Origin of the sequence: Streptomyces olivaceus, from assembly GCF_000721235.1 — a bacterium.
GTDB classification, from domain to species: domain Bacteria; phylum Actinomycetota; class Actinomycetes; order Streptomycetales; family Streptomycetaceae; genus Streptomyces; species Streptomyces olivaceus.
In genome coordinates this window covers 142,738-166,608 of record NZ_JOFH01000013.1, presented here as the reverse complement: position 1 = coordinate 166,608, position 23,871 = coordinate 142,738, and the positions used below count along the sequence as shown (strand labels likewise).

Below are 23,871 nucleotides of genomic sequence, written 5' to 3'. Positions count from 1 at the left end.
CGCGTTCTCCTTCAGCGAGGCCCGCAGGGCGTCGACGAGCTGTGCGTTCTCGGTGGTGCTCATGGCTGCGTGCCCTCCAGCGCTTGTTGCAGCAGGTCCGCGACGTCCATCCGGTCGATCTGCTCGATCTTGTCCGTCACCTTGTCCACCACCGCCCGGGCGGGGGCCGGTGCGCCGTCGGTGCGGGCCAGGTCCAGCAGGACGTCCAGCACACCGGCCTCGCGCAGCCGGCTCGCCGGTACGGTGGCCAGCGCCCGGCGCAGCTCGGCCTCGTCGACCTCGGCCTCCGGCGGCCCGGCCAGTTCGGTGCGCAGGTGCTCGACCAGCGCGGCCGGTGTCGGGTGGTCGAAGACGAGGGTGGCGGGCAGGCTGATGCCCAGTGCCGCGCCGAGCGCGTTGCGCAGGCTCACCGCGGCCAGCGAGTCGAACCCCATCTCCTGGAACGCCCGGCGCGGGCCGATCGCCCCGGCGCCCTGGTGTCCGAGCGCCGTCGCGGTGGTCTCGCGCACCAGTCGGGTGAGCGCCCGGTCCCGTTCCGCCTCGGGCAGATCGGCCAGGCGCCGGGCGGCGCCCTCGTCCGGTTCCGGCCGCGCGGCCTCGATCGCCGCCCGCACGCCGGGGATGTCGCCGATCAGCGGGCTCGGCCGCAGTGAGGCGAACGCGGGGGCGAACGCGGGCCAGTCGATCCGCGCCATCGCCACCACCGGGTCGCCGCCGGTGACGTGGGCCAGCGCGGCGACCGCCGCTTCGGGAGCGATCGGCAGCACACCGCGGCGGCGCAGCTGCTCCCGGGCTTCGGGGTCGGCGGCCACCCCGAACCCGTCGATCACTCCCCAGGCCACCGACGTGGCGGGCAGCCCGCGCGCCCGTCGGCGCCGCATGATCGCGTCGACGACGGCGTTGGTGGCGCCGGGCGTGCCCTGGCCGCCGCCGCCCCAGACGCCGGCCACGGAGGAGAACGCCACGAACAGCTCCGGCGGCCGGTCGCCGAGCGCGTCGTCGAGGGCGGTCAGCCACCCGGTCTTGGCGGTCAGTACGGCGTCGAGTTCGGCCGTGGTGATGCCGGTGACCGGGCCGGTGCGGACCAGGTCGGCGGTGTGCACCACCCCGGTCACTCCCCCGTCCAGCAGGGCTGCGACGGCCTCCCGGTCGGTGGGGTCCGCGGTCGTCAGCGTCACGCCGACGCCTCGTTCGCCGAGTTCGTCCGCCAGGGCGGCCACGTCCGGCGCGCCCGGGTCGCCGTCCAGCGTCAGCACGAGGTGTTCGGCGCCCGCGCCGGCCAGCCACCTGGCCACGTGCCGCCCCAGGCCCTCGGTACCGCCGGTGACCAGCACGGTGCCGTGGATGTGCGCGGGCGGGGCGGTGGGTTCCGCCGGCGCCGGCACGACGCGCCGCACGTGCAGGCCGGTCGTCCGGACGGCCACCTGGTCCTCGTCGGCCAGGCCGGCGAGCGCGGCGACCAGCGCCCGTGCCGACCGGTCGTCCAGCCGGGCCGGCACGTCGATGAGGCCGGCCCAGCGGTCGGGGTGCTCCAGGGCGGTGGCGTGGCCGAGGCCCCAGACGAGCGCCTGCTCGACGGCCGGCGCGGGGTCGTCGGTGCCGACGCTCACGGCGCCGCTGGTGACGCAGCACAGTCGTTGCCGGGCCTTGAGCTCCGCGAGGGCCTGGACCAGTTCCAGTGTCGCCGCCGTGCCGACGGTCAGCAGGGGCGATCCGGGTCGCCTGCGGTCGTCCAGGGCCAGCAGGCTGAGCACACCCGTCACGGTGTCGTCGGCCAGCGCGGCGCCGAGCTGTTCGGTCAGCGGACCGGCGCCGGGTTCGACCTGCACCGTGACGGTGCGCAGGCCCTGCCGGGCCAGCAGCGGCGCCGGGTCCTCCACCCGCGCCGTCGTGACCACGAGCCAGGTGCCGTCCGGCGCCGCCGGACCGTTGCCGCGGTGCGGTTTCCAGCTCACCCGGTAGCGCAGGTCGTCCACGGCGGACCGTTCGGCGCGGCGGCGCCGCCAGTCGGCCAGCACGCCGATGGCCGGGGCGAGTTCGGGGGCGGCGTCGACGCCGAGCGCCTCCGTCGCCGCGGCGAGGTCCTCCGCCTCCACCGCCGCCCAGAAGCGCCCGTCGGTGTCGTCGGTCCGCCGGGCCTCCGGTGCGGCGGGCTCCAGCCAGTACCGGTCGCGCTGGAAGGGGTAGGTCGGCAGTTCGAGCGCGTCCGCGGGGCGGACGGAGCCGCCGAGCAGGGCCGGGACGTCGATGTGGCGTCCTCGCGCGAGCAGCGTGCCGACGGCCGCCAGCAGGGTGCGTACGCCGTCGCCGGTGCGACGCTGCGCCGCCGCGAACACGACGTCCTCGTCGGGCTGCCCGGTCAGGCAGTCCGGTCCGGCCGCCGTCAGCACCGCGTCCGGCCCCAGTTCGAGAAAGGTGTCGACGCGTTCGTCCAGCAGCGTCCGGATGCCGTCCGCGAACCGTACCGGCGCCCGCACGTGCTCGGCCCAGTAGTCGGCGGTGAAGCGACCGGCCCCGGCGATCCCGCCGGTCACGTTGGACACCACCGGCTCACCGGCCGCCACCGCCGCCATCGCCCCGCCGCCCGGCAGAGCGTCCATCAGCCGGCCCCGCGCCGCCACCAGCACCGCCGCGTCCGGCAGCGACAACACCCCGGCCACGTGCGCCGCCGTCAGCTCCCCGAGGGAGTGCCCGGCCACGTAGTCCGCACACGTCGTCGAAGGCCGCGCGGAACACCGGGTACCGCTCGTACAGCGCGCGGCCCATGCCGACCCGCTGACTGCCCTGACCGGTGAACAGCACCGCGGTCGACCCCCGGGTGACGGAGCCGCGCACGGTGTCCGGCGGCGTCTCGCCGCGGGCCAGCGCCGCCAGCCGGTCGCGCAGTTCGGCCCGGTCGCCGGCGAGTACGACCGCCCGCTGGGGCAGCGTCGCCCGCGACGCCGCCAGCGCCCTCGCCAGGGCCGCCGGATCGGCGTCCAGGGCCAGCAGCCGCTGCGCCTGGGCCGCCACCGCCGCCGCGCCCTTGGCCGACACCACGACCATGGCCGGTTCGGTCGCCGCCGGTTCACCAACGGCCGGTTCGGTCGCCGCCGGTTCTGTGGCCACCGGCTCGGCCACCACCGGTTCGGGCACCGCCTGTTCGGGCACCGCCGACCCGCCCGCCGCCGGTTCGGTGGCCGTCGGCCCGCCCGCCGCCGGTGCCGGCGCCGCCTGTTCCAGGATCACGTGCGCGTTGGTCCCGCTCACCCCGAACGCCGACACCGCCGCCCGCCGCGGCCGGTCCAGCTCCGGCCACTCCCGTTCCTCGGTCAGCAGTTCCACCGACCCCGCCGACCAGTCCACCTCGGCCGTCGGCTCGCCGACGTGCAGGGTGCGCGGCAGGACCCCGTACCGCAGCGCCTGCACCGTCTTGATCACCCCGGCGACACCGGCCGCCGCCTGCGCGTGCCCGATGTTCGACTTCAAGGACCCCAGCAGCAGCGGCCGTTCGCGGCCCCGGCCGTAGGCGGCGATCAGGGCCCGCGCCTCGATCGGGTCGCCCAGCGCGGTGCCGGTGCCGTGCGCCTCGACGGCGTCGACGTCGGCCGGTTCCAGTCCGGCCGTGGCCAGGGCGCGGCGGATCACCCGCTGCTGCGCCGGACCGCTCGGCGCGGTCAGGCCGTTGGAGGTGCCGTCCTGGTTCACGGCCGAGCCGCGGACGACCGCCAGGATCCGGTGGCCCAGCCGTTCGGCGTCCGAGAGCCGCTCCACCAGCAGCACTCCGGCGCCCTCGGACCACCCGGTGCCGTCCGCCGACGAGGAGAACGACTTGCACCGGCCGTCCGGGGACAGGCCGCGCTGCCGGGAGAACTCCACGAAGGCGTCCGGGCTCGGCATCACCGTCACGCCGCCGGCCAGCGCCATGGAGCACTCGCCGGCCCGCAGCGACTGCGCCGCCAGGTGCAGCGCCACGAGCGACGAGGAGCACGCCGTGTCGACGGTGACGGCCGGCCCCTCCAGGCCCAGTACGTAGGAGATCCGGCCGGAGAGGACGCTGCCCGCGCCGCCGGTCATCAGGTGGCCCTCGGCCTCGGCGGGGACACGGCCGGCGCGCACCCCGTACTCGTGGTTGACCACACCGGCGAAGACGCCGACGTCGCTGCCCCGCTTGGAGGTCGGGTCCACCCCGGCGTGCTCGAACGCCTCCCACGCGATCTCCAGCATCAGCCGCTGCTGCGGGTCCATGGCCAGCGCCTCGCGCGGCGAGATCCCGAAGAAGTCCGCGTCGAACCCGGCGGCGTCGTGCAGGAATCCGCCGGTGCGGGCGTACGTCGTGCCGGGGTGGTCCGGATCGGGGTGGAACAGGTTCTCCAGGTCCCAGCCGCGGTCCGTCGGGAAGTCGCCGATGCCGTCCCGGCCGTCGAGCACCAACCGCCACAGCTGGTCGGGGGATTCGACACCGCCCGGCAGCCGGCAGGCCATGCCCACGACGGCGACCGGTTCGTCGGCTGCGCCGGCCGGCGCCGGTACGGCGGCGGCGTCCCCCTCCCTCTCGCTCCCGCCGTCGCCGTCGGCCAGGAACGCGGCGAGCGCGGCCGGTGTGGCATGGTCGAACGCCAGCGTGGTCGGCAGGGAGCGGCCCGTCTCCTCCTGCAGCCGGTTGCGCAGCCGCACCGCGTTCAGCGAGTCGAACCCGAGGTCCTGGAACGACCGGTCCAGGTCGATGTCCCGGCCGTCGCCGTGCCCGAGCACCTCGGCGACCAGGGCGGGCACCAGCTCCGGGCCCGTCCGCCGGGGCCCGGTCCGCTTGGCCGTCTCCGGCGCCGGAAGCACCGCTTCGGCCCGCGCGGGCAGCACGTCGCCCGGCAGGTCGATCCAGTACCTGCGGTGCTGGAAGGCGTAGGTCGGCAGGTCGACGTGGGGCGCGGGGCCGCCGCCCAGGAACGCCGGCCAGTCGACGTCCACGCCGCGCACGTGCAGCCGGGCCAGCGCGGTGACGAGGTCGAGCGCCTCGTCCTCGGCGCGGTGCAGGGCCGGGACGAACGCCGCCCGGTCGCCGTCGGCCTCCTGCGCGACAGCGGTCAGTACGCCGCCGGGTCCCAGCTCCAGGAAGGTGGCCGCGCCGGCCTCCCGCAGCGCCGTGACGCCGTCGTGGAAGCGCACCGCCGCCCTGACGTGCTCGGCCCAGTAGTCGGCGGTGAACCGGTCCGCCCCGGCGATCCCGCCGGTCACGTCGGACACCACCGGGATCCTCGGCTCGTGGAAGGTGAGCCCGGCCGCCACCGACCGGAACTCGGCGAGCATCGGCTCCATGCGCGCGGAGTGGAAGGCGTGGGAGACCGCCAGGCGCGCTCACCGGCCGCCACCGCCGCCATCGCCCCGCCGCCCGGCAGAGCGTCCATCAGCCGGCCCCGCGCCGCCACCAGCACCGCCGCGTCCGGCAGCGACAGCACACCGGCCACATGCGCCGCCGTCAGCTCCCCGACCGAATGCCCGGCGACGAAGGCGGGCCGCACGCCCCAGCACACGTCGTCGAAGGCCGCGCGGAACACCGGGTACCGCTCGTACAGCGCGCGGCCCATGCCGACCCGCTGACTGCCCTGACCGGTGAACAGCACCGCGAGCTTCCCGGGCACGGCGACGCCCCGGACGACGCCGTCGTCCAGCGACCGCAGCAGCTGCTCCCGGTCGGCGCCGACGGCGACCGCCCGGTGCCGGAGCACGGCGCGGGTCTCCACCAGGGCGCGTGCGACGGCGGCGGGACCGACGTCCGGGTGTGCGGCCGCGTACGCTGCCAGGCGCTCGGCCTGGCCGCGCAGTGCCGCCTCCGACCGGGCCGACAGCACCCACGGCACGATCGCCGTCCCCGTCGCGGCCTCCCCCGCGTCGCCCTGCTCCGGTCCGGTGCCGGCGCCCTGCTGCTCCGGGCCGGTGCCGGCCGCCTGCTCCGGTACGGCGTCGGCCGCCTGCTCCAGGATCACGTGCGCGTTGGTCCCGCTGACCCCGAACGCCGACACCGCGGCCCGCCGGGGCCGGTCCCGCTCCGGCCACTCCCGTTCCTCGGTCAGCAGTTCCACCGACCCGGCCGACCAGTCCACCTCGGCCGTCGGCTCGTCGACGTGCAGGGTGCGCGGCAGCACGCCGTGGCGCAGGGCCTGCACCGTCTTGATCACCCCGGCGACACCGGCCGCCGCCTGCGCGTGCCCGATGTTGGACTTCACCGACCCCAGCCACAGCGGCTCGGGCCGCTGCTGCCCGTAGGTGGCGATGAGGGCCTGGGCCTCGATCGGGTCGCCGAGCACCGTGCCGGTGCCGTGCGCCTCGACCGCGTCGACGTCCGCCGCGGAGAGCCGCGCGTTGGCCAGCGCCCGGCGGATCACCCGCTGCTGCGCCGGACCGCTCGGCGCGGTGAGGCCGTTGGAGGCGCCGTCCTGGTTGGTCGCCGAACCGCGCACCACCGCCAGCACCCGGTGGCCCAGCCGCTCCGCGTCGGAGAGCCGCTCCACCACCAGCACGCCGGCCCCCTCGGACCAGCCGGTGCCGTCCGCCGACGAGGAGAACGACTTGCAGCGGCCGTCCGGGGACAATCCGCGCTGACGGGAGAAGTCCACGAAGGGATCGGCGCTCGACAGCACCGTGACACCGCCGGCCAGCGCCATCGAGCACTCGCCGCCGCGCAGCGCCTGCGCCGCCAGGTGCAGCGCGACCAGCGACGACGAGCAGGCCGTGTCCACGGTCAGCGCCGGGCCCTCCAGACCGAACTCGTAGGCCACCCGGCCGGAGAGCACGGCGTTCGACGCGCCGGTGATCCGGTGTCCCTCCACCAGTTCCGGCGCGAGGTGCAGGCGCAGCGCGTAGTCCTGGACGTTCACGCCGGTGAACACGCCGACGGGGGTGCCCCGTACCGCGGTCGGGTCGACTCCGGCGTGTTCCAACGCCTCCCAGGAGATCTCCAGCATCAGCCGCTGCTGCGGGTCCATGGCCAGCGCCTCGCGCGGCGAGATCCCGAAGAAGTCCGCGTCGAATCCGGCGGCGTCGGCCAGGAAGGCACCCTTGTCGGTGTAGCTGGTGCCCTCGTGGTCCGGGTCGGGGTCGAACAGGGTGGCGGTCGCCCAGCCCCGGTCCTCGGGGAACGGTCCCACGGCGTCCCGGCCGTCCCGTACGAACCGCCACAGGTCGTCGGGGCCGTCCACACCGCCGGGGAACCGGCAGGCCATGCCGACGATCGCGATCGGCTCGTCGGCCGCGTCACCGGCGGAGATGCGGTGCCCGGCGGCCGGGGCGGGCTGCTCGGCGGGCGACTCGGCGGCCGTGCCGGTCAGCCGGGCGCCGAGGTGCCGGGCCAGCCGGAGCGGGTCGGGATGGTCGTAGAGCAGGGTCGCGGGCAGGCGCAGGCCGGTCGCGGCGACGAGCCGGTTGCGCAGCTCCACGGCGGTCAGCGAGTCGAAGCCCGCTTCCCGGAACGGCCGCCGGGCCGGGACGGCGGTGCCGTCGGTGTGGCCCAGCACCTGCGCGGCGTGCTTGCCGATGAGGCTGAGCAGCGCCTCCTCGTCCAGCACCGCGTCCGCGGCGGGCCGCACCGCGCGGGGGCGGGGCGCGACGAGTCCGCGCAGCAGCGCCGGGACCTCGTCGCGCGGCCGGAGCAGGTCGAGCTTCGCGGCCACGACCGTCCGCCCGCGCTCCGCCAGGGCGGCGTCGAACAGCGCCAGCCCCAGCTCGTCGGAGAGGGCGAGCATGCCGGTGCGGCGGGTCCGTTCGAGGTCGGTGTCCGTGAGCCGCGCGGTCATCCCGGACCGGTGGGCCCAGAACCCCCAGGCGACGGACGTGGCCCCCCATCGGACCGCCAGCGCGTCCAGGGCGGCGTTCGCGGCGGCGTAGTTGCCCTGGCCGGGGTTGCCGAACACCGACGCGGCCGACGTGAAGACGACGAACGCGTCGAGGTCCAGGCCCGCGGTCAGGTCGTGCAGGACGGTCGCCGCGTCGGTCTTCGCCCGCATGACGGCGTCGATCCGGTCCGGGGTCAGCTCCGTGATCACGCCGTCGTCCAGGACGCCGGCCGCGTGCACGACCGCGCTCAGCGGCGGTTCGACCGTGGCGAGCAGGCGGGCGGTCGCGTCCCGGTCCGCCGCGTCGCACGCCACCGTGCGTACCGAGGCGTCGAGGCCGGCCGCGAACTCGGCGGCCCCCGGGGCGTCCGGGCCGCTGCGGCTGACCAGCAGCAGGTTCCGGACGCCGTACGTCTCGACCAGGTGCCGGGCCACCAGGCGCCCCAGCGTTCCGGTGCCGCCGGTGACCAGTACGGTGCCGGCGGGCGGGCGGACGTCCTGGGCCGCCGCACGGGTGCGGGCCAGTCGCGGCACGGTGAACTGCCCTGCGGTGAGGGCGAGTTGTGGCTCACCGGTGGCCACGGCGCGGGCGGGTACGTCGGGCCCGGCGGGCGCGTCGGCGGCGACCAGCACGAACCGGTCCGGATGCTCCGACTGCGCGGACCGGACCAGCCCCCAGACCGCGGCGCTCGCCGGTTCGGTGACCGGCGGCGTCAGGATGACGAGCGGGTCCTCCGCCTGCCCGGCCAGCCTCTGGCGCACCACCGCCAGCGCCCGGTGCGCGGCGTCCCGGACGTCCGGCGACCCGGTGCTCAGGTCGACGGTGTCGAACGCGCGCGGCGGCCGGGCGGCGTCGGCGACGGGCTGCCACACCACCTCGAACAGCGCGTCGCGCAGGTCGACGCCGCCCTCCGGCTCGCCCGGCCGCACGGCCTCGGCGTACGCGACGGTCTCGTCCCCGGTGTCCGTCAGCCACAGCGCGCCGCCGGCGCCGCGTACCCGCACCCTGGCCGCGCCCGTGGCGAGGACCCGCACGCCCCGGAACTCCGCGACCGGGCCGAGGAGTTCGAGCGCGGAGGCGAACAGCCCGGAGTCGACGTCCGCCTCGCCCAGTACCTCACCGGCCGGGGCCGGGGGCGGTGCCGAGCCCGCCGCGCTCGCGAGTGTGCCGGTGGCGTACCGGACCCAGCCGTCCTCGGCGGAGGGCCGGCCGTGCACGGTGACCGGCCGGCGGTCCCGTTCGTCGGCGGCGCCGACGACCACGCGTACCTCCGCGCCCGCCGGGTCCGGCGCGTTCTCCACGACCAGCTGCTCGACCAGCGTGCTCCCGGCCCCGTCCCCGGCCCGGACGACCAGGTCGAGCAGGCGCGCCGTACCGGCCGACGGCGGCAGGGCCGAGGTGAGCACGGCCCCGTCCGGGAGCGCCAGGACGGCGTCGGCACCGGCCGGGGCCAGCCAGTAGTGCTCGTGCTGGAACGCGTACGTCGGCAGTACGTGCGTCCGCGGGCTGCTGCCGAACGCGGCGCGCAGGTCGGTGCCGACGCCCCGCACGTGGAGTTCGGCCAGCGACGTGAGGAACCGGCGCAGGCCGCCGTCGTCGCGGCGCAGCGTGCCGGCCACGGTCACCGGCCGCTCGTCGCCGTCGAGCAGGTCCAGCACGCTCGTGGTCAGCACCGGGTGCGGTCCGACCTCGACGAAGACGTCGTGCCCCTGGTCGGCCAGTGCCCGGACGGCCGGGGCGAACCCGACGGGCCGCCGCAGGTTCTGGTACCAGTACCGCGCGTCCGGCACGCCGGTGTCCAGCCACCCGCCGGTCACCGTCGAGTAGAAGGGCACCGTCGCGGGGCGCGGGGCGATCCCGTCCAGCGCGGCCAGCACCTCCCGCTCGATCCGCTCGACGTAGGAGGTGTGCGAGGCGTAGTCGACCGGGATCCGGCGCGCCCGTACGCCCCGCCGCCCGCAGACCGCCAGCAGCTCGTCCAGTGCGGCCGGGTCACCGGCCGCCACCACGGCGGCCGGTCCGTTCACGGCGGCCAGCTGCACCGCTCCGTCCCACTGTCCGATCAGCGTCGTCGCGTCCTCGGGGCTCAGCGCGAGGGACACCATGCCGCCGAGCCCGGAGAGTCCGGCGGCGATCGCGCGGCTGCGCCCCACGACCACGGTCGCGGCGTCGCGCAGCGACAGCGCCCCCGCCACGCAGGCCCCGGCGATCTCGCCCTGCGAGTGCCCCAGCACCGCGTCCGGCACGATTCCCACGGACTCCCAGAGCGCGGCCAGTGCCACCATCACCGCGAACGAGGCCGGCTGCACCACGTCCACGCGGTCCAGCGACGGCGCGCCGGGCGCCCCGGCCAGGACGTCCAGGAGCGACCAGCCGGTCAGCTCGTCGAGCACTGTCGCGCAGTCCCGCAGCTTCGCCTCGAACACCGGGGATTCGGCGAGCAGTTGCGTGCCCATGCCGGTCCACTGGGCGCCCTGGCCGGGGAACACGAACACCGTGCGGCCGGTCTGCTCGGCCACGACCCCCGTCACGACGCCGGCCGCCGGTTCCGACGCCGCCAGGGCGTCGAGGCCGGCCAGCGCCTCGCCGTGGTCGGCGGCGACGACCACGGCGCGGTCGGACAGCGCGGCGCGACCGGTCGCCAGCGACCAGCCGACGTCGGCCAGGGAACGCTGCGGCCGGGTGGCGAGGAAGTCCCTCAGCCGCCGGGACTGGGCGGCGAGCGCCGCCGGCCCCTTGGCGGATAGCAGCAGCGGCACCGCGCCCCCGGCTGCGGGTGCCTGCCCCGCTTGACCGACCGGCTCCACCGGGGCTACCGGCTGCACAGGCTCCACCGGCCCCGCCTGCTCCAGGATGACGTGCGCGTTGGTGCCGCTCACGCCGAAGGCCGACACCCCGGCGCGGCGCGGCCGGTCCAGCTCCGGCCACTCGCGCTGGGCCGTCAGCAGCTCGACCGCGCCCGCCGGCCAGTCCACCTGCCGCGTCGGCTCGTCGACGTGCAGGGTCCGCGGCAGCACGCCGTGGTGCAGGGCCAGCACCGTCTTGATCACACCGGCGACGCCGGCCGCCGCCTGCGCATGACCGATGTTCGACTTCAGCGACCCGAGCCACAGCGGCCGGTCCGCCGGCCGGTCCCGGCCGTACGTCGCCAGGAGCGCCTGCGCCTCGATGGGGTCGCCGAGCACCGTGCCGGTGCCGTGCGCCTCGACCGCGTCGACGTCCGCGGCGGAGAGCCGGGCGTTGGCCAGCGCCCGGCGGATGACCTGCTGCTGTGCCGGACCGCTCGGCGCGCTCAGGCCGTTGGAGGCGCCGTCCTGGTTCACCGCCGTCCCGCGCACGACGGCCAGCACCCGGTGGCCCAGCCGCTCGGCGTCGGACAACCGCTCCACCACCAGGACGCCGACGCCCTCGGACCACCCCGTGCCGTCCGCCGACGAGGAGAACGACTTGCACCGGCCGTCCGGGGACAGGCCGCGCTGCCGGGAGAAGCCGACGAACGAGTCGGGCATCGCCATCACCGTGACGCCGCCGGCCAGCGCCATCGAGCACTCGCCGTTCCGCAGCGCCTGTGCCGCCAGGTGCAGCGCCACCAGGGACGACGAGCACGCGGTGTCGACCGTCAGCGCCGGTCCCCGCAGGCCGAGCGCGTACGACACGCGCCCGGACAGGACGCTCTCGGACAGCCCGGTCGGCAGGTAGCCCTCGACGCCGTCGGTGGCCGCGCCGACCCCGTAGTTCTGGTGCATCGCGCCGGTGAAGACGCCGACCGGCCGGCCCCGCAGCGAGGCCGGGTCGAGACCGGCCCGCTCCACGGCCTCCCAGGACACCTCCAGCATCAGCCGCTGCTGCGGGTCCATCGCCAGCGCCTCACGCGGCGAGATCCCGAAGAACGCCGCGTCGAACCCGCCGGCGCCGTCGAGGAACCCACCGTGCCGGCTGTAGCTCGTGCCGGGGTGGTCCGGATCCGGGTGGAACAGCGCGTCCAGGTCCCAGCCGCGGTCCGCCGGGAACTCGCCTATGGCGTCACCGCCGGCCAGCACCAGCTCCCACAGCTGTTCCGGCGACTCGATGCCGCCGGGCAGCCGGCAGGCCATGCCGACGATCGCGACCGGCTCGTCCGCGTCGGCCGGCGGCAGCGGGGCGTCGGCGGTGTGCTCCGGCTCGCCGCCCAGTCGCCGGTGCAGGAACTGGGCCAGCGCGTCCGGGGTCGGGTGGTCGAAGGCGACGGTCACCGGGAGCCGCAGCCCGGTGGCGTCGCCCAGGCCGTTGCGCAGGGCCACGGCGCTGAGCGAGGTCAGCCCCAGCTGGGTGAAGGCCGTCGTCGCGGCCACCGCGCGCGGCCCGTCCAGCCCGAGCAGGGCCGCCGTCCGTTCCCGTACCAGGTCGAGGAGTTCGCGGGCCCGGTCGGCCGCGGCGAGGTCGGCCAGCCGGTCCCGCAGCTCCGCCGGGTCGGGGGTGTCCGCGGACGTGCCGGGCGGGTCCGCCACGTCCCGCAGTACGTGCGGCACCCGGTCCCCGGCCGGGGGGCCGGTGTCCGGTTCGGCCGCGATCAGGTGCGGCCGGTTCAGGGCCAGGGCGGTGTCGAGCACGCCGAGGCCCCGGCGTACGTCGAGCGCGGCCGCCGTGTCGTCCGGCCCGTGTTCCCGCGTCTCCCAGGCCAGGGAGGACGCCGCCACGCCGCGGAAGCTGAGCCGCTGTGCGTAGGCGTCGAAGTAGGCGGCGACGGCGGCCGACTCCCAGGACTCCGGGGCTCCGAGCACGCCGCCCGCGGCGGAGAACACCACGAACGCCCCGGACCCCGGCCGGGCCACCAGCTCTCCGAGGGCCCGGACCTCCGCGACGGCCTGCTCGACCGGGGCACCGCCCTGCGGATCCCACGCGTGCAGGACGAGACCCACCGGTCCGCCGCCCCTGGCCACCGCCCGTCGCAGCTGCGGCCGGTCGGACAGGTCGCACTCGACCACGTCCACCGCGGCCCCGGCCTCGGCCAGCCGGGTGCGCAGCTCCGCGGTGAGGTCGGCCGTCCTCGGCGGCACGATCAGCAGCAGCCGGCGGACACCCCGGGCCGCGACCAGGTGGTGTGCGACCGCCGTGCCCCGCTCGGTGTGCGCGCCGGTGACGATGGCGCCACCGGCCGGCTCGCCGGCGTCGTCGCGCCCGGCCGCGTTGTCCACCAGCAGCCGGTGCAGCCTGGGCACGAGCACGGTGTCCGGGCGGACGGCGGCCTGGCCCTCCCCGCTGTGGAGGACGAGCGGCAGCTTCGCCACCGCAGCCGCGTCGTCGTAGTCGTCCAGGTCCACCATCACGACCCGGTGGCCGCCGGCGGCCTGCGCCGACCGGAGCGCACCCCACAGCGCCGCCTGGTCCAGGTTCCCGACGACCTCGCCCGCGCCCGTGGCGACCGCGCCGCTGGTCAGCACCAGCACCGTGGCCGCCTCCGGGCGGTCCTCGGCGAGTGCCGCGCGCAGCCACGCCACCTGTCCGGCGGCCGGTGCCCGGTCGTCGGCCACCAGGACCACGACGTCCGGCCCGGCGTCCGTCGACACCTCGACGCCGGCCGCCCGCAGGCCGGCGGCCAGACCGTCCGGTGCGTCGCCCGGGACCGACCAGCGGCCGGGCGCGGGCGGGCCGCCGGACACGGACGGCAGCGGGACCCAGTCCAGCTGGAGCAGGGCCTCGTGGTAGACGTTGCCCACCGCACGCAGCCGGGCCGGGCCGTCCAGCAGCCTGCGCCGGGTGACCTTGCCGGACGCGGTGCGCGGCACCTGCTGGATCTCGTAGAGCTCCTCGGGCACCTTGAAGTAGGACAGCCGCTCCCGGCACAGCGACAGCACCTGCGCCGGGTCGAAGCCGTTCGGGCCGGGCACCACGTACGCCACCGGCACCTCGCCGAACACGTCGTGCGGCTTGCCGGCGACGGCGACGTCCGCCACTCCCGGCGCCCGCCGGACCACCTCCTCCACCTCGCCCGGGTGGATGTTCTCACCGGCCCGGATGATCAGCTCCTTGATCCGGCCGGTGACGGTGAGGTGGCCGGCCCGGTCGCGGCGGGCCAGGTCGCCGGTGTGGTACCAGCCGCCGGCCAGCGCCTCGGCGGTGGCGGCGGGCTGGTTGTGGTAGCCCACCATCACGTTCGGACCGCGGACCCAGACCTCGCCCTCCGCCCCGTCGGCCACGTCCTGCCCCGACGCGTGGTCCACCAGGCGCACCGCCAGTCCCGGCACGGGCAGCCCGCACGAGCCCTCCGGCCGGGCCCCGGTCGGCCAGTTGATGGCGATCGAGCCCGCGGTCTCGGTGCTGCCGTAGGCGTCGACGAGCGGCGCGCCGAAGGCGTCCTCGAAGGACCTGCGCAGCGCGGCCGTGGCCACCGCGCCGCCGACCAGGCCGACGCGGACCGGGGGTGCGGTGAAGCCCGGGGCCCCGGCGGCGCGGGCGAGGTAGTGGTAGAGCGTCGGCACACCGGCGACGACGGTGGACTCCTCCTCCCGCCACACGTCAAGGACGTCCGCGGCGGACAGGCCGTCGGTGATGCGGGCCGTCGCGCCGACGGAGGTCACCGCCAGCACACAGGCGATGTGCGCGAGGCTGTGGAACAGCGGCAGCGGCCACAGCACGCGGTCGGCGTCGGTCAGGCCCAGCGCGGGTACGTAGGAGGCGGCCACCGACCAGAGGCAGCTGCGCTGCGTGGTCAGCACGCCCTTGGGCTTGCCGGTGGTGCCCGAGGTGTAGAGCATCCACGCGATGTCGTCCAGGCCCTGGTCGTCCGGGGCCGGGACGGCCGGTTCGGTGGTGGCGAACCGCTCGTACGAGAGGCAGCCGGGCGGCGTCGGTCCGTCTCCCACGACCAGGACGGTCATCCTGTGGTGCAGCGACGGGAGACGGGCGAGCCAGGCCCGGTCGGTGACGATCACGGTGGCGCCGCTGTCGGTGAGGATGTGCTCCAACTCGGCGACGGAGACCTGCGGGTTGACCGGCACGCCCACGCCGCCGGCGCGGACCACCGCGAAGTAGCTCTCCACCATCTCCACGCGGTTGCCCAGCAGCATCGCCATCCGGTCGCCCGGCCGCAGTCGCGCCTGCGCGAGATGTCCGGCCAGGCGGCGGGTGCGCGCCTCCAACTCGGCGTAGCCGACTGCCCGGTCGGCGTCCCGGAAGGCGGTCTTGTCGCCGAATCGAGCGCTCTGGTCCCGCAGGAGTTCGTGGAGAGGACGGATCAACTCGGCGCGCAGCATGCCACCCACACTTTTCGTCGAGATGCTTGAGTCGAGATGCTTGAATCGAGGTGTTGCGTCGAGGTGTTGCGTCGAGGTGATTGGCATTTGTGGACGAAGCCGGCCGGGAATTCCATCGGCCACCGAATGCTAACTACGGGCACCGCGGGGACAGCCACCCCTCATTTCCGCTTCCGCACCCCCTACCCCTCGAAACCGGCAGCTCAGGCGCGTGCCGGAGGGCAGCCCTGCGGCGCCCGCCGACTGCCTTCCGGACTGCCTCCCGGAATTCACCGGCGCTTTCCGGCTGCCTTTTCGGCGCGTGGCATCGCGGCCAGCGCTTCGGTGACCGCCCGTTCGGGCACGCCGCGTACCAACTCCGCCCCGTCCGGGCCGTCCAGCACGAACGCCAGACCCACGGTCACCTTCTTGTCCTGCCGCATCAGGTTCACCAGCGCGCCATCGTCCACGCCCGCCGGCAGTGCGGTCGGCAGCCCGTAGTGGCCGACCACGGCCTCGTGTTCGGCCACCCGGTCGGGCGGGACGCGGCCCAGTACGCCGGCGAGCCGGCCCGCGAACACCGTGCCGATCGCGACGGCCTCGCCGTGGCGCACCGCGAAGTCGGTCGCCTTCTCGATCGCGTGCCCCAGGGTGTGGCCGTAGTTCAGCAGGTGGCGCAGGCCGCCGTCGCGTTCGTCGGCCGCCACCACGGACGCCTTCAACCGCACGCTGCCCACGATCTGCTCCGGCAGCGGCAGCCCGCGCAGGCCGTCGGCGCCGATGAAGTGGCAACGGGCGATCTCGCCGTAGCCGTTGAGCAGTTCACGGGGCGGCAGTGTGTCGAGGAACTCGCTGTCGCACAGCACCGCGGCCGGCTGCCAGAACGCGCCGACCAGGTTCTTTCCGGTGGGCAGGTTGACGGCTGTCTTCCCGCCGATGCTCGCGTCCACCTGGGCCAGCAGCGAGGTCGGCAGGTGGATGACGGCCGTGCCGCGGTGGTAGAGCGCCGCGGCCAGACCGACCACGTCGGTCGTGGTGCCACCGCCGCACGAGACGATCACGTCCGAGCGGGTCAGGCCGAACTCGGCGAAGCGCCGGCACAGCCGCTCCACCTCGGCGAGCGTCTTGTGGTGCTCGCCGTCCACGGCGTCGAGCCGCAGCGTCGGCCGGCCGCAGTCGGGGACCCAGCCCTCGGGCCGTGCCGACACCACCGCCACCCGGCGCGCGCCGGTGCCGGCGACGAGGTCCGGCAGCAGCCCGCGCACGCCGGGACCGATGTGCACGTCGTACGAGCGGTCGCCGAGGTCGACGGCGACCCGCTCGGCAGTCCCGTCACGCGAGGGGACCACCCCCGCACAGCGCGACCAGTTCACCGGGCTTGTGCAGGACCGCGTCCGGCTCGGCCGCCAGCAGGTCGGAGGGATCGCTCTCGCCCCACAGCGCCGCGACGGCCGTGACGCCCGCCGCACGGGCGCTGGCCAGGTCGGTCACCGCGTCGCCGATCATCATCGTCTCGTCCGGGCCGGCACCGAGCAGTTCCATCGCCCGCAGCACGATGTCCGGCGCCGGCTTGGCGTTCGCCACCTCGTCCGACCCCAGCACGTGCTCGAACTGCTTCAGCACGCCGAGCCCGTCCAGCAGGGACCTGGCCCGCGGCCCGCTCTTGCCGGTCGCCACCGCCAGGCGGTACCCGTCGGCCCGCAGCGAACGCAGCAGGTCCGGCACGCCGTCGAACATCCTGACCCGGTGGGCCAGCCGGTAGCTCTCCCGCACGAACGGTTCCTGCAGGGCGAGCGGCAGCCCCATGATGCGCATGATGTCCGGGAAGTAGCGTCCGAGGTGCTTGCTGTACTCGGCGAACGGCGGCTCGCCGGGTCCGACGACCTCGCGGTAGGCCACCGTGAACGCCTCCCGCATCACGCCGACGCTGTCCACCAGCACACCGTCCAGGTCGAACACGATCGCCCTGGTGGGCAGGGGGGTCAGGCCACCGCGCATGACGTCCTCCCCCGTGCCGACGCGTAGAGCCGTTCGATCAGCCGCACCGTCCAGCGTGCGTCGTCCACGGCCCGGCCCCTGCTCGCCGGGTCCGCGAGGAGCGCGGTCAGCGCGGCCACCTGCCGGTCGTACTCGGCGCCGACGGGCTCCGCCGCGAAGGGCACCGCGTCGCTCGCGCCGTCCCGGGTCAGCGTGAGTACCGGCTCGGCGACCCGGTTCGGACTGAAGCCGAAGGTGCAGGTCAGCCTGGCCGTACCGGCGTTCCCGTGCAGTTCGACGGTGGTCGTGTCGCGCGTGGCGTGGGACGCCCAGCTCGCGTGCAGCGCGACCGACGTGCCGTCGGCGGCGACCAGGAAGCCGCGCACCGTGTCCTCGACGTCGGCGACCGCGCCCGTGGCGGCCGCGTCCTTCCAGGCCGCCTGTGCCGAGGAGCGGCCGACGAAGTCCGTGCCGGTCGTGCCGACCACGTCGTCGAACTCCACGGGGCCCAGCACGGCCAGCAGCACGTCGAGCAGATGCCAGCCGAGGTCGACCAGTACGCCGCCGCCGGACAGGTCCTGCCGCGTGAACCACCCGGTGCCGGGGACTCCACTGGCGCGCACCCAGTCCAGGCGGACGTGCCGGATCGGGCCGATGTCCGCCGCCAGCCCGCCCAGCGCGCGTACGTCCGGGCGGTGCCGGGCGGCGCTGCCCGCGATCAGTACGGCGCCGCCCTCCTTCTCCGCCGACGCCAGCTCCTCGGCCTCCGTCTCGGTCAGGCACACCGGCTTCTCCAGGAAGACGGCGATGCCGCGGCGCAGCAGGGCGGCCGCCACGGCGCAGTGGGCGTGGTTGGGTACGGCGACGACCGCCAGGTCGACGTCGGCCGCGGACAGGGTGTCGGGGCGGTCGAGCACCGTCCCGACTCCGTCGTCCTCGGCCGCCGCCCGGGCCGCCGCGTCCGGGTCGACGACCGTCGTCACCGCCAGGCCCGGCTGCCGCCGCAGTCGCGGCAACCAGATCGAGCGGGCCGCCCAGCCGAAGCCGACCATCGCGAGCCGCAGCGTCACGACGCCGCCAGCGCGTCGGAGACGACCTCGGCGACGGCGTGCATCTGCTCCTCGGTGCCGAGCAGGGTCCGGTGGTGCAGCCAGACGCAGTCGGTGGACAGCGCCTCGCTGTTCGGGCACCGACGGGCGATCGCCTCGACCGGTTCGTCGGGCGCCCCGGTCTCCCAGAACGCCTTGGTGCGATGGATCGCGCGGAACGCCGCGAAGGCCGGCAGGCCGCGGGCCACCAGCGCGTCGACCAGTTCGTTGCGCCGCTGTTCGGAGATGCCGGGCACCCGGAACATGGCCATGTAGTGCGGGTTGCGGGTGCACCGGTCGTCGGTGGCCTGCGGCAGCACGCCCGTGATCCGCGCGAGTTGTCCGGCCAGCACCGGCCAGCGCTGCTCCCGGGTGTCGATCTGGCCGTCGAGCCGGGCCAGTTGGGCGCGCAGCACGCTCGCGGTGAACTCGTTCATCCGGAAGTTGGAGCCGGAGGTCTGGTGCCGGTAGGTGCGGTCCGTGCGGGGGCGGCCGCAGCTGTGCCGGAGGAACGCCGTCTCGTACTGCTCGATGTCCGGGAAGGTGACCGCTCCGCCCTCGCCCGCGGTCATCAGCTTGCCGTTCTGGAAGCTGAACGCCGCCATCGTGCCCAGCGCCGACACGCCCTGGTCGCGCCACCGCCCGCCGTGCGCGTGCGCGGCGTCGTGCAGCAGCGGGACGCCGGAGTCCGCCGACAGCTTGCCGAGGGCGTCCATGTCGCAGATCTGACCGGCCATGTGCACCGGCATGATCGCCGCGGTGCGCGGCGTGATCGCCGCCGCCACCGCCTCGGGGTCCAGGCAGTACGTGTCCAGGTCGACGTCGACCGGGACGGCCACCGCGCCCAGTCGCTGCGCGGCCTGCGACGACGAGATGAAGGTGAACGCCGGCACGACGACCTCGGTGCCGGGGCCGACGCCGAGCACCTGCAGTGCCAGTTCCAGGGCGTGCGTCCCGGTCGTCACCGCGAGCGCGTGCGGGGCACCGTTCGCCTCGGCGAACTCGCGCTCGAACTCGTCCACCTCACTGCCGCCGATACGCCACCACTGTCCCTGCTCCAGGGCACGGACGAGCCCGGCACGCTCGGTGTCGTCGTACTGCGGCCACGCCGGGAAATCCAGGTCGAGTTCCTTGTCCAGCATTGTTCGCCAGCCCTCCTCGAATGATTCTCGGCCCGCACGATAACCAGGGTGAAAACCTCTCGTCATGCCCCCTTACCTGCCCCCGTAAGACCCCCTGTTCCATGCAGTCCCGGCATTTCGAGGACAGCCGGGTGCTACGTTCACGGGGTGCGCAAATTACTTCTTCTCAACGGACCCAATCTGGGAATTCTCGGCCGCCGGGAACCCGAGGTGTACGGCACGGACACACTGGCCGACATCGAGGACGCGGTGGCCGAGGTCGTGTCGGAGCGCGGTTGGAAGGTGCGGTCGCACCAGTACGACTCCGAGGGTGATCTGGTGCGGACCGTCAACGCGAATCCGGACACGGCCGGCGCCGTGGTCAATCCGGGGGCGCTGATGATGGCCGGCTGGAGCCTCCGGGACGCGCTGGCCGCCTATCCGCGGCCGTGGATCGAGGTGCACATCTCGAACGTCTGGGCGCGGGAGCAGTTCCGGCACGCGTCGGTGACCGGTCCGGTGGCGTCCGGTGTGATCTTCGGGCTGGGCACCGAGGGCTACCGGCTGGCCGCGCGGGCGCTGCTCGGCCTGGTCGCCGACTGACCGCGGTGCGGGACCGCGGGGTGGACGCCGACGTGGTGGTCGTCGGCTACGGACCGATCGGCCAGACCCTGGCGCTCCTGCTGGCCGGCGCCGGGCGGCGGGTGGTCGTGCTGGAGCGGCAGCGTCGGCCCTACCCGCTGCCGCGCGCCACCAGCTTCGACGGGGAGACCGCGCGCAGCCTCGCCCGGGCCGGCGCGGGCGGGGCGTTCGCGCGGATCGGCGAGGCCGCCGACGGCTACGACTGGCGCACCGCCGACGGCCGGACGCTGATCGGGGTGGACTTCGCCGCCACCGGCCGGTACGGCTGGCCCGACGTGACGACCATGCACCAGCCCGCCCTCGAGGCGGTGCTGCGCGAGCGTGCCGCCGCGCTGCCCGGCATCGAGGTCCGGACGGGGTGCACCGTCACCGACGTCACCGAGGACGGCGAGGTCACCTACACCGCCGCCGACGGCGCGACCGCCGGCGTCACCGGTTCCTGGGTCGTGGGGTGCGACGGCGCCAACAGCACCGTGCGGCGGCGGACGGGCGCCGGCGTCACCGACCTCGGCTTCTCCTACGACTGGCTGCTCTGCGACGTGGTCCTGGCCGCACCGCGGACCTTCTCCCCCACCAACCTGCAGATCTGCGACCCCGCCCGCCCCACCACCGTCGTCGCCAGCGGGCCCGGCCGGCGGCGGTGGGAGTTCATGCGGCTGCCCGGAGAGGACCTCGGCGACCTGGACCGTGACGAGACCGCCTGGCGGCTGCTGAAGGCTTTCGACGTCCGGCCGGACAACGCCGCTCTGGAGCGCAGGGCCGTCTACCGGTTCCGGGCGTCGTGGGCGGACCGGTGGCGCCGCGGGCGCGTACTGCTCGCCGGCGACGCCGCCCATTCCATGCCGCCGTTCACCGGGCAGGGCATGTGCTCCGGCATCCGGGACGTCGTGAACCTGGCATGGAAACTGGACCTGGTGCTGCGCGGCGTCGCCTCCGGCGCGCTGCTGGACACCTACGCGGAGGAACGCGTCCCGCACGTCCGCGCCACCGTCGAGACCGCCGTCGCCCTCGGGCGCGTCGTCTGCGTCACCGGGGAAGCGGACGCCGCCCACCGCGACGCCGCCCTCGTGCCCGGCCCCCGGTCCGGCGCGCCCGAGCCGGTCCCGCTCCGCGCCGGTGTGCTCCATCGCGCGCCCGGCGGCGCCTCTCCCCCACCGGTCGGCGAGCCGGTGCCGCAGGGCCGGGTCACCGCCGGCGCCGTCACCGGCCTCTTCGACGAGGTCGTGGGCCACGGCTTCGTCCTGCTCAGCACCGCCGATCCGGTCCCGGCGCTCAGTGACGCGGACCGCGCGTTCCTCGCCGCGATCGGGGCCCGCGTCGTCGTCCTCGCTCCGGCCGGAACGTCTTCCCCGGACCCGGTCGACACCGACGGAACGTATTACGCCTATCTGCGGTCGGTCCGAGCACGCGCCCTTCTCGTCCGCCCCGACCACATCGTTTTCGGCGCCGCTCGCACCGTTTCCCAGATTCCGGGAATCATCGGCCGCCTGCGCGATCTCCTTCATCTCGCCGAGGCCTGAATCACCGGCGCGGATCAACAGCGCGGAAAAGCGAAAAGAAGGGGGTACCCCCTCAGCGGGCCGATGAGGACTGGGGTTCACACGGCGGCGGCGCCTCTCTAGTGTTCCCGGCGTGAACGAATTGACCAGCGCGATCCTCACCGAGGGCGTTTCCGGGCGGGACTGGCTCGGTGTGCGCCTTCCCGAATTCGCTCGCGGTGTCGTCATCCGGAAGGATGAGACCGGAATCTTCGAGGGCACGGCCTCGGCCGAGAAGGATCCGAGGAAGTCGCTGCATGTCGAGGAGGTACCGGTTCCCCGGCCGGGACCGGGCGAGGCCCTCGTGGCCGTCATGGCCTCCTCGGTCAACTACAACACCGTGTGGTCGGCCCTCTTCGAGCCACGGCCGACCTTCGGCTTCCTGGAGCGCTACGGCAGGCTGTCCGCTCTGGCCAAGCGTCACGACCTGCCGTACCACGTCCTCGGCTCCGACCTCGCGGGTGTGGTGGTGCGCACGGGGCCCGGCGTGAACGCCTGGCAGCCCGGTGACGAGGTGGTCGCCCACTGCCTGTCGGTGGAGCTGGAGTCCGCCGACGGCCACGGCGACACCATGCTCGACCCCGAGCAGCGCATCTGGGGCTTCGAGACCAACTTCGGCGGGCTGGCGGAGATCTCGCTGGTGAAGTCCAACCAGCTGATGCCCAAGCCCGCCCATCTCACCTGGGAGGAGGCCGCCGCGTCCGGACTGGTGAACTCCACGGCCTACCGCCAGCTCGTCTCCCGCAACGGCGCCGGCATGAAGCAGGGCGACAACGTCCTGATCTGGGGCGCGAGCGGCGGACTCGGCTCGTACGCCACCCAGTTGGCGCTCGCCGGCGGCGCCACTCCGGTCTGCGTCGTCTCCAGCGAACGCAAGGCCGCCGTCTGCCGCAGCATGGGCGCCGAGCTGGTCGTCGACCGCTCGGCCGAGGACTACCGCTTCTGGAAGGACTCCCACACCCAGGACCCCAAGGAGTGGCAGCGCCTCGGCAGGCGCATCCGCGAACTCACCGGGGGCGAGGACCCCGACATCGTCTTCGAGCACCCCGGCCGCGACACCTTCGGCGCCTCCGTCTACGTCGCCCGCAAGGGCGGCACCGTCGTCACCTGCGCGTCCACCACCGGCTACGAGCACACCTACGACAACCGCTACCTGTGGATGTCCTTGAAGCGCATCGTCGGCTCCCACTTCGCCAACTACCGCGAGGCTTGGGAGGCCAACCGCCTCATCGCCAAGGGAAGAATCCATCCCACGCTCTCCGAGGTCTACCCCCTGGCGGACACCCGGCAGGCCGTGTACGACGTCCACCGCAACCTCCACCAGGGCAAGGTCGGTGTCCTGTGTCTCGCTCCCGAGGAGGGCCTGGGCGTGCGCGACGAGGAGATGCGGTCCCGGCACCTCGGGGCCATCAACCGCTTCCGGGTCCCGCAGGAGGGGACGGGGACGACGACGGCACCGCGGGTGGCGCCGTGAGGGCCGCCGTACTGACCGGGCCCGGCGCGCTGTCGGTGGTGTCCGTGCCGGAGCCGGCCTGCGGCCCCGGTGAGGTGCTCGTCCGCATGCGCGGCACGGGGCTGTGCGGCTCCGACCTCGCGGTGTACGCGGGGCGCAGGCCGGCGCCGTACCTCCCGTGGATCCTCGGTCATGAGGGGACCGGCCGCGTCGAGGCGGTGGGCGCCGGGGTCGGTGGCCTGCGTGCCGGTCAGGACGTGGTCGTCGAACCGGACTACTGCTGTCTGGCCTGCGCCGACTGCCTGGCCGGGAGGACGTCGGCCTGTGCCGGCCGGGCCGCGGTCGGACTGACCGTCCCCGGTCTGCTCAGCGAGTACGTCGTGGCTCCCGCGGAGTTCGTGTGGCGGGTCCCCGCGGGCCTGCCGCCGGAGGACCTGGTCTGCGTGGAACCCGCGACCGTGGCCCGGGCGGCGCTGCGCCGCTCGGGCATCTCCCCCGGGCAGAGCTGCCTGGTGACCGGTGCCGGCTCCCAGGGCCTGCTGCTGTGCCGGGCCCTCGTCGAGCACGGTGCGACGGTCTTCGTCCAGGAGCCCAACCCGGCCCGGCTGGACCGCGCCCGCGCACTGGGAGCGACACCGCTGCCGCCGGACGGGGACGGCGTCCCCTACTTCTTCGAGACGTCCGGTGCCCCCGGGGTCGCCGAACAGGGACTGCGGCGACTCGCCCGGCAGGGCACCGCCGTGCTCATCGGGATGAACACCGCACCGCTCGGTGTCTCCCCCCGCGACGTGGTGGCGGGGCAGCTCAGGATCGTCGGCAGCATGATCTATGACCACCCGGGTGACTTCGCGGGCACGATCGCCGCCCTCGGGTCCGGCACACGGCCCCGGCTGGGCGCGGTGGTCAGCGACCGCTACCCCCTGGACGACGTACGGGCAGCCTTCGAGGCCGCCGCCGACGCGCCAGGGAAGGTCTGGATCGACCTCTCCTGAGGTGCCTCGAAACACTCCGGGAACCCCGGGAAAGGCGAGA

At 75.1% G+C, this 23,871-nt stretch carries 9 protein-coding genes and 1 pseudogene; 4 read left to right on the top strand and 6 right to left on the bottom strand.

What is annotated here, in order from left to right; genetic code table 11:
* Positions 1–59 precede the first annotated feature (59 nt).
* The 6 genes and pseudogenes from IG94_RS44330 to IG94_RS0115895 form a co-directional block, all read right to left on the bottom strand.
* Positions 60–2,660, bottom strand: coding sequence for an SDR family NAD(P)-dependent oxidoreductase (locus IG94_RS44330; protein ID WP_428837406.1), 2,601 nt, complete (start codon positions 2,658–2,660; stop codon positions 60–62).
* Positions 2,551–15,041: pseudogene (locus tag IG94_RS44075) on the bottom strand (SDR family NAD(P)-dependent oxidoreductase). The gene IG94_RS44330 and the pseudogene IG94_RS44075 overlap by 110 nt, the downstream one beginning before the upstream one ends.
* Before the next feature lie 269 nt (positions 15,042–15,310).
* Positions 15,311–16,369 carry a 3-dehydroquinate synthase family protein gene (locus tag IG94_RS0115910; RefSeq protein WP_031036156.1) on the bottom strand — a complete coding sequence of 353 codons (1,059 nt, stop codon included), beginning with the start codon at positions 16,367–16,369 and terminating at the stop codon, positions 15,311–15,313.
* Entirely contained in the window at positions 16,353–17,018 is a 666-nt protein-coding gene (locus tag IG94_RS0115905; protein WP_031036152.1) for an HAD-IA family hydrolase, read from the bottom strand. Before IG94_RS0115905 ends, IG94_RS0115910 begins: the two co-directional genes overlap by 17 nt.
* A complete protein-coding gene (locus tag IG94_RS0115900) occupies positions 17,003–18,067 on the bottom strand; it encodes a Gfo/Idh/MocA family protein (RefSeq protein WP_031036149.1) in 1,065 nt (354 codons plus the stop codon). Before IG94_RS0115900 ends, IG94_RS0115905 begins: the two co-directional genes overlap by 16 nt.
* Entirely contained in the window at positions 18,064–19,227 is a 1,164-nt protein-coding gene (locus tag IG94_RS0115895; protein ID WP_031036145.1) for a DegT/DnrJ/EryC1/StrS family aminotransferase, read from the bottom strand. The genes IG94_RS0115900 and IG94_RS0115895 overlap by 4 nt, the downstream gene beginning before the upstream one ends.
* Positions 19,228–19,374: 147 nt before the next feature.
* Between IG94_RS0115895 and IG94_RS0115890 the strand changes: the two genes are divergently transcribed.
* From IG94_RS0115890 to IG94_RS0115875, 4 genes are all read left to right on the top strand, one after another.
* On the top strand, positions 19,375–19,809 hold the full coding sequence (locus IG94_RS0115890) for a type II 3-dehydroquinate dehydratase (protein WP_031036143.1): 435 nt from the start codon (positions 19,375–19,377) through the stop codon (positions 19,807–19,809).
* 20 nt (positions 19,810–19,829) lie between these two features.
* Positions 19,830–21,368: a bifunctional 3-(3-hydroxy-phenyl)propionate/3-hydroxycinnamic acid hydroxylase MhpA gene (gene mhpA, locus IG94_RS0115885; protein WP_043483751.1), complete on the top strand. Its 1,539-nt coding sequence runs from the start codon at positions 19,830–19,832 to the stop codon at positions 21,366–21,368.
* A gap of 112 nt (positions 21,369–21,480) precedes the next feature.
* Positions 21,481–22,860, top strand: a complete 1,380-nt coding sequence (gene ccrA, locus IG94_RS0115880; protein WP_031036137.1) for a crotonyl-CoA carboxylase/reductase — start codon at positions 21,481–21,483, stop codon at positions 22,858–22,860.
* Positions 22,857–23,831, top strand: coding sequence for a zinc-dependent alcohol dehydrogenase (locus tag IG94_RS0115875; protein WP_031036133.1), 975 nt, complete (start codon positions 22,857–22,859; stop codon positions 23,829–23,831). Before ccrA ends, IG94_RS0115875 begins: the two co-directional genes overlap by 4 nt.
* Positions 23,832–23,871: the final 40 nt, after the last annotated feature.